Source organism: Paractinoplanes bogorensis, from assembly GCF_018829635.1.
Lineage (GTDB): Bacteria > Actinomycetota > Actinomycetes > Mycobacteriales > Micromonosporaceae > Actinoplanes > Actinoplanes bogorensis.
This window is the reverse complement of sequence record NZ_JAHKKG010000004.1, coordinates 62,478-75,267: the sequence shown is the minus strand read 5'-3', so window position 1 is coordinate 75,267 and position 12,790 is coordinate 62,478. Positions and strand designations below refer to the sequence as shown.

General features: G+C 72.5%; 11 protein-coding genes. 9 read left to right on the top strand and 2 right to left on the bottom strand.

Annotated features, from left to right (window positions below; all coding sequences use genetic code 11):
• Positions 1-21 precede the first annotated feature (21 nt).
• Complete coding sequence (locus tag KOI35_RS12180; protein ID WP_215786712.1) at positions 22-195, top strand: hypothetical protein; 174 nt, start codon at positions 22-24, stop codon at positions 193-195.
• A gap of 28 nt (positions 196-223) precedes the next feature.
• Here KOI35_RS12180 and KOI35_RS12175 read toward each other — a convergent pair whose 3' ends face one another.
• On the bottom strand, positions 224-970 hold the full coding sequence (locus tag KOI35_RS12175; protein ID WP_438870598.1) for a L,D-transpeptidase family protein: 747 nt from the start codon (positions 968-970) through the stop codon (positions 224-226).
• Between the two features lie 240 nt (positions 971-1,210).
• A complete protein-coding gene (locus KOI35_RS12170) occupies positions 1,211-2,149 on the bottom strand; it encodes a CAP domain-containing protein (protein WP_215786710.1) in 939 nt (312 codons plus the stop codon).
• 296 nt (positions 2,150-2,445) lie between these two features.
• On the opposite strand from KOI35_RS12170, the gene KOI35_RS12165 reads away from it, so the two are divergent.
• The 8 genes from KOI35_RS12165 to KOI35_RS12130 are packed head-to-tail and all read left to right on the top strand — an operon-like array spanning position 2,446 to position 12,789.
• Positions 2,446-3,609: an acyltransferase family protein gene (locus KOI35_RS12165; protein WP_215786708.1), complete on the top strand. Its 1,164-nt coding sequence runs from the start codon at positions 2,446-2,448 to the stop codon at positions 3,607-3,609.
• 55 nt (positions 3,610-3,664) lie between these two features.
• Positions 3,665-4,159, top strand: coding sequence for a chemotaxis protein CheW (locus tag KOI35_RS12160; RefSeq protein ID WP_215786706.1), 495 nt, complete (start codon positions 3,665-3,667; stop codon positions 4,157-4,159).
• 5 nt (positions 4,160-4,164) lie between these two features.
• A complete protein-coding gene (locus tag KOI35_RS12155) occupies positions 4,165-5,586 on the top strand; it encodes a CheR family methyltransferase (RefSeq protein ID WP_215786704.1) in 1,422 nt (473 codons plus the stop codon).
• Positions 5,583-6,137, top strand: coding sequence for a chemotaxis protein CheW (locus tag KOI35_RS12150; RefSeq protein WP_215786702.1), 555 nt, complete (start codon positions 5,583-5,585; stop codon positions 6,135-6,137). The genes KOI35_RS12155 and KOI35_RS12150 overlap by 4 nt, the downstream gene beginning before the upstream one ends.
• Positions 6,134-7,606: a methyl-accepting chemotaxis protein gene (locus tag KOI35_RS12145; RefSeq protein ID WP_246613031.1), complete on the top strand. Its 1,473-nt coding sequence runs from the start codon at positions 6,134-6,136 to the stop codon at positions 7,604-7,606. The genes KOI35_RS12150 and KOI35_RS12145 overlap by 4 nt, the downstream gene beginning before the upstream one ends.
• 1 nt (position 7,607) lies before the next feature.
• The gene (locus KOI35_RS12140) at positions 7,608-9,734 is read left to right on the top strand and encodes a hybrid sensor histidine kinase/response regulator (RefSeq protein ID WP_215786700.1); all 2,127 of its coding nucleotides are present in this window, start codon (positions 7,608-7,610) and stop codon (positions 9,732-9,734) included.
• Positions 9,734-10,798 carry a chemotaxis-specific protein-glutamate methyltransferase CheB gene (gene cheB / locus KOI35_RS12135; protein ID WP_215786698.1) on the top strand — a complete coding sequence of 355 codons (1,065 nt, stop codon included), beginning with the start codon at positions 9,734-9,736 and terminating at the stop codon, positions 10,796-10,798. The genes KOI35_RS12140 and cheB overlap by 1 nt, the downstream gene beginning before the upstream one ends.
• The gene (locus tag KOI35_RS12130; protein WP_215786696.1) at positions 10,795-12,789 is read left to right on the top strand and encodes a response regulator; all 1,995 of its coding nucleotides are present in this window, start codon (positions 10,795-10,797) and stop codon (positions 12,787-12,789) included. The genes cheB and KOI35_RS12130 overlap by 4 nt, the downstream gene beginning before the upstream one ends.
• Position 12,790: the final 1 nt, after the last annotated feature.

Here is a 12,790-nt window from a genome sequence, read left to right as displayed (position 1 = left end):
TCCGGATCCGTATGACTGGTCATGCTGGAAGCCCACGAGCTCACGGTCGTGCACCACGACGACACGGTCAGCCGGTTCCTCGATGTGCGCTACACGCTGGGCCGCGACGGTCTGCGGGTGGTCACCGAGAGCGGCGAGCGGCACTTCCCGCCGCACGAGATCCTGCACACCCACGCGAAAAGGCGGGCCGCCTGAGCAGCCCGCCTCACGTTCGTACGGAAGATCAGGTGCCCGGACGACGCCCGATCAGCTTGACCGTCATCCCGATCTTGCCGACCGAGTAGTAGTACTTCGCGTCCGACGGCAGCAGGTTGACGCAGCCGTGCGAGCCCCGCCACTTGTCGTGGATGTAGGTCGTCGTCTGGTGGAAGCCCTTACCGCCCTGGAAGCGCTGCCAGTAGGGCAGCCACACCTCGTACGGGTCGGACCATTCCTTCTTCGTCCGCTTGTTGATCTTGTAGGTGCCGGACGGCGTCCGGTAGTTCTTCATGCCCGTACGAACCACGGTCGGGTTCGTGAGCTTCTTGCCGTTCTTCATGATCCAGGACGTCTGCTCGGTCAGGTTGACGCAGAACGTGATCCCGGTCTTCTTCGCGTTACACGCCGCGACCTTGGTGCGGCCGAGCCGGCGAGCCACGTCATAGGTGGTCGGACCGGCCAGACCCTGCGCCGGCTGGATGCCGAAACGCTGCTGGAACTTCTTGATCGCGGCACAGTCGGACGGCGACTGCTTGCCGTCGTACGACAGCTTGCCGAAGCCGCCGATCTGGTTCAGCCACCACTCGACGTTCTTCTGATACTTACCCGTCGCGCACCCCGCGGCCGCGGCCTTGGTGACCGTCGTGGTCACCGGCGTGCCGACCGCCGCGCTGGCACCGGCCGGCGACAGCACCACGGCACCGAGTCCGCCGCCGACCAGGGTCGCCATGACGACCCCGGCGAGGCGGGCGCCCACCCGTCTCACAATCACTTGGTTCCTCCCCAGGAAACGTGTGCGGACATAGAAACACAACGAAGCCGCACACAGCTCCTGCGAAGGGACCGTGGCGCGAAACCGGTAGACCGAATCGGCTCGCGCCACTGGCACTTGAGGCTTATTGATCACGCTTGCGCGCGAATTGTCAGTCACGTCACCTGTGGATAACCCCGTTGGCCCACTCCGCGGCGTGTACTTTCTGGCCAGCCCCCTGGGTGGGCGGGGTAGGGCTGGTTACGACTGCGGGGTGGCGAAGTCCTGCACCCAGTAGGGGGTGTGGTCGCGGCTCAGCGCCAGGCCGATGCCCATCTGGTGCAGGCGGCAGTCCATGATGTTCTCGCGGTGGGCCGGGCTGTTCATCCAGCCGTTGACCACCTCATAGGGACTGTCGGCGCCGCGGGCGATGTTCTCGCCGTACCGCTTCCAGCGGTAGCCGGCCTCGCTCACCCGGTCGCCCGCGCTGTCCCCGTTGCGCGACTCGTGCGCGAAGTAGTCGCGGCGGGCCATGTCAGCCGCGTGATCGTTGGCCGCGTCGATGAGCCGGCGGTCCAGCGAGAGCGAGCCGCAACCGCCGCGGTGCCGGTTCTGGTTGATCAGCCGGAGCACCCGCTGCTGCACCGGGGCGGCCGGACTGGCCGAGACGTCGCGCGCGGTCACGGCCTGGCGGGCGCCGGCCATCACGTCGGCGGCGGGGCGCTGCGCGGCGGGCTGCTGCCGCGCCACGGCGGGGCGCTCAGCGGCGGCCGGACGCTCAGCAGCTGCGGGACGCTCAGCGGCGGCCGGACGCTCAGCAGCTGCGGGACGCTCGGCCGCGGCCGGCTTCTGCGGGGCAGCGTGGTGCGGCTGAGTGTCCGCCGCGAAACCGGGCTGCGCGGCCCGGCCGTCGGCGGCCTGGTCGCGTACGCGGGAATCGGTGTTGTCGTCGTCGCCTACCGTCGAGTCGTCGTCCGCCGAGTCGTCGTCATAGGCGTCGGGCCGCTCGTTGATCCCCCGGTCCGCAAAAGGCGCGTCGTCGGAGGACGAGGACGAGCCGCCGCCGAACAGGCTCGGCCACCAGAAGTTGCTCCAGCCCGAGTCCGGCCGCTCGTCGGCGTCGGCCGACGTCGCCACCATGCCGCCCCCGAGCAGGAGCGCCGACGCCGCCACCCCGACCACCACGAGTGGTTTCCGCATATCCCCGTTAACCCCATCGATCCCCGTGGCGTCCCGGCCGATCCGGGCCGCCTACGTCGGGGGTCAACGGCAGAGGCCGGTCAAGGTCACGTCGCCCGTCACCGTCGGCGGATCGGCGCAACGACCGGGCAAAGGCCACGAGAGCTGGGGTTTCACCGCCAGGAACGGGGGCACGGATGTCGCACAACCGCACAGACAATCCGGACAGTTCACCTGTACGGGGTAAGCCCGGCGGGCGCATTTACCGGTCCGCTCGGAGGTCCCGGAGCCGGTTCGGGACTGGCACTGTCGTCGCGGTGCGCAATCGCTACCTGGATCTGCTCCGTGCCGCCGCGATCGTCCGGGTGATCGTCTACCACCTCTTCGGATGGCCCTGGCTGTCCATCGTGCTCCCGGCCATGGGCATCATGTTCGCCCTGGCCGGCTCGCTGACCGCCGCCTCGCTCGACCGACGAGGCGCGGGCCAGGTCGTCACGTCCCGGTTGCGCCGCCTGCTGCCGCCGCTGTGGCTGCTCGGCCTGATCGTGGTGCCGGTGATGCTGGTGGCCGGCTGGGCCCGCGAGACCGACGGCGAGCACCCGTTCAGCCTGCCCAAGCTGCTGTTCTGGCTGTTCCCGATCGGCGACCCGCCGGGCAGCGACAAGGCCGTCGACGCCTGGGAGCCGCTCTGGTACATCCGGGCGTACGTGTGGTTCGTGCTGCTCTCCCCGGTCATGTTCTGGTTGTGGCGGCGGATCGGCTGGGCTGCCGTGGCCCTCCCGCTGCTCATGCTGGCCGTGCTCGACGTCACCGGGATCACGCTGCCCGATACGGCCGACGCCGCGATGTGGGACTTCGTCACGTACGGCGCGTGCTGGATCGCCGGGTTCGCGCACCACGACAACCGGCTGCAGGAGGCCCGGGCCTGGCTGGCCTATCCGATCGCGCTGGTGATGGCCGCCGGTGGCCTGTGGTACGCCCACGACCAGGGCAGCTGGGACCTCAACGACATCTCCGAGGCTCAGGCGCTGTGGTCGCTCGCGTTCGTGGTGATCGTGCTGCGCTGGCAGCCGCCGATGACCTGGCTGGCCCGGGTCAAACCGCTGGACAAGGCGGTCACCCTGGTCAACGCGCGGGCCGTGACCATCTATCTGTGGCACAACATCGCCATCGCCGCAGTGTGGCCGGTGCTGACCGTGGTCGCGCTGGACGACCTCGCCGGCGAACTGGGCGCCGTGACCGACCTGGTCGCCGCGTTCGCGCTCACGCTGGTGGCCATGGTCGCGTTCGGCTGGGCCGAGGATCTGGGCGCCAAGCGGCGTCCGCGGCTGTGGCCGTCCACCAAGGTGCCCACGCCGCGCCAACCGGCCCCGGTCACCGAGCCGGCTCCGACGATGAGCGGGATCCCCGCGAACTGGCCGCCGGACGACCCGGGGATGCCGGTGGCGGGCCGCCGGGCCGAGCCGCGCCACCGGGAATGACACCGTTGTGAAGGAATCTCGGCTATCCGGGATGAAGTCTCGCTAACCTGAGCGAATGCGGCAGTACGGACAGGCGTCGGATCACCCCGGCGACGGCACCGGGGTGATCTCGCTCGTCTTCCGAGCCGGGCCGCTGCTCTGCGCGCTCGCGCTCGACGAGGTCGTCGAGACCATGCGGCCGTTGGAGACGCGGGCCCTGGCCGGCACGCCCGCCTTCGTCCGGGGCATCACCGTGCTGCGTGGCGTGCCCACCCCCGTGATCGACGTGTCCCGGCTCCTCGGCGGGGGCACGGCCGACGAACCCGAGCGCTACCTGGCCGTCCGCACCGAGCGCGGTGCCATCGCCCTGGCCACCGGCGAGATCCTCGGCATCCGCGACGTCGAGGCCGATGCCACCGGCGGCCACCCTGCGCTGCTCGGCGGGCGCAGCACCCGCCTGGTGGCCGGGGTCGGCACGCTCGGCACCGAGCCGCTCCTGCTGCTGCAGAGCATGCGCGCGGTGCCGGACGAGGTCTGGGAAGCGGCCGCCGCCGCGGGCGTCGGATCGTGAGCGCGATGCAGGTCGACCGCTTCCGGGCCGTGCTGGCCCAGCGGCTGGGCTGGACATTCGCCGACAACGACGCACGGCAGATCGGCGACCTGCTGCGCGACCGGGCGGCCCAGCACGGGATGAGCCGCGAGGACTACCTGGCCCGGCTCGCCGCCCGGCCCTGGGACGCCGAGTTCACCGAGCTGGTCGAGCGCCTGAGCATCACCGAGACGTACTTCTTCCGGCACGGCGAGCAGTTCGCGGCGCTGCGCGAGGCCGCCCTGCCCGAGCGCGCGTCGGCCCGGTTGGCCCAGCGCACGCTGCGGATGCTGTCGGTGGCGTGCTCGTCCGGCGAGGAGGCCTATTCGCTGGCCATCGCGGGCCGGATGATCCGCCCCGACCCGGACTGGCTGATCAGCGTGACCGGCGTCGACGCCAACCCGGCGCAGCTGCGCAAGGCCGAGAAGGCCTGGTACTCGACGTGGTCGCTGCGCGAGACGCCGGACGACATCCGCCGCCGCTGGTTCCGGCAGGGCGACAGCGGCTACTACGTGGTCGACGACATCCGGCGGCTGGTCCGGTTCCAGCGCACCAACGTGGCCGAGCCCGACGAGGCCCTGTGGCGGCCCGAGCAGTACGACATCGTGTTCTGCCGCAACCTGCTGATGTATCTCACCCCGGACGTGGTGTCGTCGCTGGTCGAGCGGATGACCCGGGTGCTGGTGCCGGGCGGTTTCCTGTTCCTCGGCCACACCGACTCGCTCGGCAGCAACCCGGCCGGTCTCGAGCTGCAGCACAGCCACCGCACGTTCTACTACCGCCGGCTGGGCGGCCCGACTCCCCCGCAGCGGACGGTGTCCCAGCCCGAGACAAGATCAAACCCGGTTTCCCCGTACGCCGCCCCGCGCGCCCCGGCGCCCGCCCGCGCCCCGGCGCCGGCCCATGACGACGGCGCCTACGATCGGGCCCTCGACCTGCTCCGGCACGAGAGCTTCACGGCCGCCCTCGAACTGATCAGCGCGCCCCGCGACACCCCGCCCCGCCCACGGGAACGGCTGCTGCACGGGGTGCTGCTGGCCCAGACCGGCCGGCTCGACGAGGCGGTGCTGCTCGCCCGCAAGCTCAGCGACGAGAACGGGCTCAACCCGGACGCGCACCAGCTGCTCGGGTTGTGCCTGGAGGACGGGTCGGCCGTGGTCGAGGCGATCGGGCAGTACCGGCTGGCCGCGTACCTGGACCCGGGTTTCGCCCTGCCCCGGATGCGGCTGGGCCAGATCGCCCGGCGTCAGGGCGACGAGCGCACCGCGGCCGGCGAGCTGGAGCGCGCCCTCGACCTGCTGGCCCAGGAGGACGAGCAGCGGATCACGCTGTTCGGCGGCGGGTTCGGCCGGATCGCCCTCACCGTGCTGTGCCGGTCCGAGCTCGACGCCTGCGGGGTGCGCCCGTGACCCGGGCCGGGACGGTCGGGAGCCGGCTGCGGCGGCTGCGCACCGATTTCGACCAGTCCTTCGCCGAGCCCGCCCGCAGCCACGACGAGGAGCATCTCGAGCTGCTCACGATCCGGGCCGGGGGGCGCCCGTACGCGATCCGCCTCTCCCAGACCTCGGGCGTGCACCCGGACCGGCCGGTGACCCCGCTGCCCGGACCGCAGCCGGCCCTGCTCGGGCTGGCCGGGTTCGCCGGCGCCGTGGTGCCCGTCTACGACCTGGCCGCGCTGCTCGGCCACCCGGTCGCCGAGGTGCCCCGCTGGCTGGTGCTGGCGGCCGGCACGCCGCCGCTCGGCCTCGCCTTCCACGACCTGGACGGGCACGTCCGCTCGGCCACCTCGGACATCATCCGCGAGTCGGGCGACGAGGCCGGCGACCGGCGCCGCGGCAGCCTGCGCGGCCTGGTCGACCTGCCCGGCGGCAGCCGCCCGATCATCGACATCCCGGCCACCCGGGCCATGGTGCACGCCCTGGCCGGCCACGCCCAAGCAGGAGACGAGGAGCCATCATGATGGCCAACCGCACGTTCGGAGCCAAGCTGGCGGCCGGTTTCGGGCTGACCCTGGCGCTGACCCTCGTGATGACCGCGACCTCGGTGCTGGCGCTGCGCTACGTGCTGAGCACCAAGGACCAGGTGATCCAGTCGGCCCGGGTCAACCTGGTCGGCACCGAGGCGCTCAGCGCGGCCATGGAGTCGCGGATCGCCGACTACCGCGGCTACCTGCTCAACGGCACCGATGAATATCTGAACGCCACCGCGGCCGACCGCACCGTGTTCCTCGACCAGGTGACCAAGCTGCGCGAGTCGATCACCGATCCGCAGTCGAAGATCCTGCTCGACGCGGTCTCGGACGCCGAGGCCAAGCACGCCGCCATCCTGGCCCCGGTGATGCAGCTCCGCGCGAGCCTGACCAGCCTGGTCAGCGTCACCCAGCTCAAGGGCAACGAGCAGGTCAAGACGGCCCGGATCGCCGTGCAGAAGGCGATCGCCGAGCTGATCGCCCGGCAGACGGCCGTGGTCGACAGCCGCAGCGACGCGTCGTCGAAACGGGCCGTCGAGGCGATGATCTTCATCATCGGGATCGGGTTGCTGCTGATCCTGGCCGCGGCCGGGGTGGCCTGGAAGCTCAGCCGCGACCTGCGCCGCGAGGTGGGCGCCGCGGTCGGGCACATCCAGAGCTCGTCGGCCCAGCTCGAGGCGGCGGCCGCCCAGCAGGCCTCGGGCGGGCGCGACCAGGCCAGCGCGATGAACGAGATCACCACGACGATCAGCGAGCTGCTGATCACCTCGCGGCAGATCTCGGACAGCGCCCAGCGGGTCTCCAAGATCGCCGAGGAGACGGCCGACGCGGCCCGCAACGGCGACGCCACCATCGACCAGACCCGCGCCTCGATCGCCGCCATCCGCACCCAGGTCGACCAGATCGTGCAGCACATGCTGGCCCTGGGCGAGAAGTCGCAGCAGATCGGCGGGGTCGTCGAGCTGGTGTCCGAGCTGGCCGAGCAGACCAACATCCTGGCCATCAACGCGACCATCGAGGCCAGCGGGGCGGGCGAGTGGGGACGCCGGTTCGCCGTGGTGGCCGAGGAGATCCGCAAGCTCGCCGACCGTACGGCGGGATCGGCCAAGGAGATCCGCGCGCTCATCGAGGACGTACGCGGCGCGGTGAACACGACGGTGATGGCGACCGAGATCGGGGCCAAGGCGGTGGACTCCGGTTCCCGCAAGTTCGACGAGGCCACCAGTTCGTTCCGCCGCATCGCCGACCTGGTCTCCACCACCAGCGACGCCACCCGCGAGATCGAGCTGTCGACCAAGCAGCAGACCACCGCGGTCGAGCAGGTCAACGTGGCCGCCTCGGACACCGCCCGGGTCACCCGCGAGACCGAGGCCAGCGCCGTGCAGACCAAGCAGACGGCGTCGCACCTCAGCACGCTCTCGGGCGAGCTGCTCGACCTGGTCGGCACCGGACGCCACTGAGATGGGAGATCGCGATCCGCTCCGGTACTTCCGGATCGAGGCACGCGAGCTGGTCGACCAGATCAGCGCGGGTGTGCTCGACCTGGACCAGCAGCCCGGCCCCGACCAGGTGTCCCGGCTGCTGCGGTTCGCGCACACCCTCAAGGGCGCGGCCCGGGTGGTCAAGCAGACCGACATCGCCGACCGGGCCCACGAGTTCGAGGAGGTGCTGGTCCCGCACCGCGACGAGACCACGCCGGCGGTGCCGGCCGACCAGATGCGCGAGCTGCTGCGGCTGAACGACGAGATCTCGGGTTTCGTCGCCGCGCTGTCCGCTCCGGCGCCGCCGGTCGCGACTGAGCCGCCGCCGGTCGCGACTGAGCCGCCGCCGCCCGAACCGGCCCCGGAGCCCGCCGCACCGGCCGCTCCCCCGCCCGAACCGGCCGCTCCGGCTCCGGATCCGGGCGGGGAACGCGCGCCGGAGCGGGCCGCCACGGCCGACCTGGACGAGCTGCTCGACGCGATCGGCGAGGCCAGCTCGCGTATCGCCCCGCTGCGCGACGGCGGCCGCACGCTGGCCCGCCTGCACCGCAACGTGGAGACGCTGGCCGACCGCCTGCGGGTGGGCCGCACCACGGTCTCCGACGCCAGCGCCCGGACGGCCGTCCGGCGCCTGTCGGGGGATCTCGGCGCGCTCGGCCGGCGCCTGACCGACGCCATCGACCAGGTTGAACGCGAGCTCGACGAGGTGCGCGGCCGGGCCGAGGGGCTGCGCCTGGTGCCGGCCGGTTCGATCTTCACCGCGCTGCGCCGGGCCGTGCGGGACGCGGCCGACGCCGAGGGCAAACGGGTCCGGTTCCAGGCCACCGGGGCCGACGTACGGATGGGCCCGCACCTGCTCAACCTGATCAGCGGCGCGTTCCTGCACGTCGTCCGGAACGCGGTCGTGCACGGCATCGAGCCCGAGCCGCGGCGACTGGCCGCGGGCAAACCGGCCGAGGGCACGGTCAGCGTGCACGTGGAACGGCGGGGACGGTACGCCGAGTTCCGCTGCACCGACGACGGGCGCGGCTTCGACCTGGCCGCCCTGCGCCGCACCGCCGAGGAGCGCGGCCTGCTGACGCCCGGGGCCGACGCCGGTCCGCAGGCCCTGATCGACCTGGTGCTGCACGGCGGGATCAGCACCGCCCCCGGGGTGACCGAGGTGGCCGGCCGCGGCATCGGCATGGACGTGGCCCGCGACGTCGCCCTGCAACTGGGCGGCGAGGTGGCCATCGCCAACCGGCCCGGCCACGGCGCCACCGTACGGCTGATCGTGCCCTTGACCCTGCTCAGCATGAACGGCCTGATCGTCGAGGCGGGCCACACGACCGCCACCATGCCGCTGGACGCCGTACGCCGCTGCGTACGCCTGGCCGCCGACGAGATGGCCGCCGCCACCGCCACCGCCCGGCTCGCGCACGAGGGTGAGGTGCTGCCGTTCCTGCCGCTCGCGGGCGCCCTGCAGGCCGCCGTCGACGAGGACGCCGAGCCGCGGTCGGGGGTCGCGGTGGTGCTCGCGGCCGACCGGGACACCGTGGCCATCGGCGTCGACCGGCTGGCCGGCATCACCACGCTGGTCGCGCGCCCGCTGCCCGACCTGGCCCCGGCCGCCCCGGTCATCGCCAGCGTCTCGATCGACCTGGACGGCAACCCGCGGCTGGTGCTCGACGCGCACGGGCTGGTCGCCGAGGCCCGGCAGGAGAGCACCACCGCCCGCAGCGACACCGTCTCGACCCGGCCGCGGATGCCGATCCTGGTCGTCGACGACTCGCTGACCACCCGGATGCTCGAGCGCAGCATCCTCGAGTCGGCCGGGTACGAGGTCGACCTGGCCGCCTCCGGCGAGGAGGGCCTGGAGCGGGCCCGCAGCCGCGAGTACGGCCTCTATCTGTCCGATATCGACATGCCGGGTATCGACGGCTTCACCTTCGTCGCCCGGACGAAGGCCGACCCCCAGCTCGCCCACGTGCCGGCCATCCTGGTCAGCTCGCGGGCCAGCGCCGAGGACAAGCGCAAGGGCACCGAGGTGGGCGCGTCCGCGTACGTGATCAAGGGCGAGTTCAACCAGGAGGAGCTGCTGGCGCACATCCGGAGGCTGATCCTCTGATGATCCGTGTCCTGCTCGTGGAGGATTCCGCGACCATGCGCCACCACCTGCGCGAGTCGATGGCCACCGACCCGGAACTCCAGGTCGTGGGTGAGGCGGCCGACGGCGGCGAGGCGGTCAGCATGGTGGCCCGCTTGCGTCCCGACGTGGTGACGATGGACATGATGCTGCCCACGATGAGCGGCCTGGTCGCCACCGAGCACATCATGGCCGAGCACCCGACGCCGATCCTGGTCGTCTCCTCGGCCGATCGGCGGGAGCTGTTCAGCACGTACAACGCGCTCGCCGCGGGCGCGGTGGACGTGCTGGAGAAGCCGCGCGGCGACGCCACCGACGCCGACTGGGGGCGGCGGCTGTGCGCGGCCGTACGCCTGGTCTCCCGGATCCGGGTGATCACGCACCCGCGGGCCCGGCTCGACGGTCGCGGCAAGCCCAGTCCCCCGGAGACACCACCGGCCGCACCCGCTCTGCCGCACGATTCGCTGCGCGTGGTGGCCCTGGGCTCGTCCACCGGTGGTCCGGGCGCGCTGACCGAGCTGATGCGGGGGCTGCCGGCCGGGTTCCGGCCGCCGGTCCTGTGCGTGCAGCACATCGCGGCCAGCGAGCCGTTCGCGGTGGCGTTCTCCGACTGGCTGGCCGGGCAGACCGGCCGCGACGTCAGCTACGCCCGCGACCGGACGCCGCTGTCCGCGCTGGCCGGCCGGGTCGTGCTGGCCCCGCCCGACCGGCACATGCTGGTGCGGGAGGGCATGGTGCGGCTCAGCGACGCCCCGCCCCGGCACTCCTGCCGGCCGTCGGTCGACGTGCTGTTCGAGTCGGTCGCCACCGAGTACGGCCCGTCGGCGGCCGGTTGCCTGCTCACCGGGATGGGCCGGGACGGCGCCGAGGGGCTGCTGGCCATGCGCGGTCGCGGGGCGGTCACGTTCGCCCAGGACGAGGCGAGCTGCGTGGTCTACGGCATGCCCCGCGAGGCGGCCCTGCTCGGCGCGGCCATGCACGTGCTGCCGCCGGGCAAGATGGCCGCCCGGCTGACCGAGCTCCAGCTCGCGGGGAGCCGGCGATGACCCACCGTGTGCTGATCGTCGACGACAGTCTCACCGTACGGATGGACCTGCACGAGGCCTTCGAGGGCGACGGCTTCGGCACCATCCTGTGCGCGACCGGCGCCGAGGCGCGGGCGGCGTTCGCCACCGGCGAGTTCGACGCTGCCGTGCTCGACGTGCTGCTGCCCGACGCCGACGGCCTCGAGCTGCTCACCGAACTGCGCGGGCAGCCCAGTGGGGCGGACGTGGTGACCGTGCTGCTGAGCAGCGTGGACGAGGTGGCCGACCGGCTCGCCGGGCTGCGCATCGGGGCCGACGAGTACGTCGGGAAGCCGTACGACGCCGGCTACGTCGTGGCCCGGGTGCGCCAGCTGCTCGGCGACGGTCCGAGCCGCTCCGACGACCGCACCACGGTGCTGATCGTGGACGACAGCATGACCTTCCGCGAACAGCTGCGCGAGCTGCTCGAGGGCGAGGGGTACGCCGTGCTGACCGCGCCCAGCGGCGAGGAGGGCCTGCGGATGGCGGCCGACCGGCGCCCGCAGGCGGTCATCGTGGACGGTTTCATGCCCGGCATCGACGGGGCCACGGTGATCAGGCGGATCCGGCTCGACCCGGCCCTGCGCGACACCCCGTGCATCCTGATGACGGCGGCCGACGACTACGCGACCGAGCTGCAGATGCTCGACGCCGGGGCCGACGCGTTCCTCCGCAAGCAGCAGAACCTGGCGGTCGTGCCGGCCAAGCTCAACGCCGTGCTGCGGCAGAGCGCCGAGCAGCTGCCGATCGAGGCCACCGGCAGCTCGCACGGCCCGAGCAAGGTGCTGGCGCTGACCCCGGACCGGCAGCGGCTGGCCGAGCTGGCCACGGCCCTGCACGGCGAGGGCTTCGACGTGATCCAGGTGACCGGCACGACGGACGCGCTCGACCTGCTGACCGCGCAGCCGGTCGACTGCATCGTGCTCGGCCTCGGCCTGGACGGCGATCTGGGCCGCGAGGCGTGCCGGCAGATCAAGGAGGTGCCGCGGATCGGGGAGACGCCGATCGTGATGACCGGTGCATCCGACGACGACATGCTGGCCTGTCTGGCGGCGGGAGCCGACGACTACGTCCGGGCCGATTCCGCCGCCGAGGCCCTGCACGCCCACGTCCGTACGCAGATCCGCCGCAAGCAGTCGCACGACGAGAGCCGGCGGATCCGCGAGGAGCTGATGCGCCGCGAGCTCGACGCGGCCGAGGAGCGGTCGGCCCGGCAGCTCGCCGAGACCCGGGCCGCCCTGGTCGAGGAGCTGGAGTGGCGCAACCGCGAGCTGGAGGCGTTCTCCGGCTCGGTGTCGCACGACCTGCGCGGCCCGCTGCAGGTGATCAGCAGCTTCGCCGAGCACATGCTGGACGACGACGAGGACCTGCTCAGCGACGAGCAGCGGCGGCGGCTGAGCCGCATCCAGGCCGCCGCCCACCGGATGGCCGACCTGGTCGAGTCGCTGCTGATCCTGGCCCGGGCCAGCCGCGGTGACCTGCGCCGCAACGAGTTCGACCTGACCGCCACCACGTGGCAGGTGATCGGCGAGGTCGAGGCCCGCGACCCGGCCCACAAGGTGGCCTTCACCGTGCACGAGGGCATGGCCGCCGACGCCGACGAGGGGCTGGTCGCCGTCATCCTGGAGAACCTGATCAACAACGCGGTCAAGTTCACCCGCAAGGTCGAGCACCCGGCGGTCGAGATCGGCGTCGCCGCCCAGGGCTACTACGTGCGCGACAACGGGGCCGGCTTCCCGGCCGGCAAGGCGGGCGAACTGTTCCGCCCGTTCGCCCGCCTGCACAGCGCCGAGGACTTCCCCGGCACCGGCATCGGCCTGACCACCGTGCACCGGGCCGTCGAGCGGCACGGCGGCGAGATCTGGGCCGAGGGCGAGGACGGGCGCGGCGCGACCTTCTGGTTCACGCTGCCACCCGCCCCCGGCAACGGCGGCGGGCCGGACCGGCGGGGACAGGCCCGCCGGAACGGCTGAC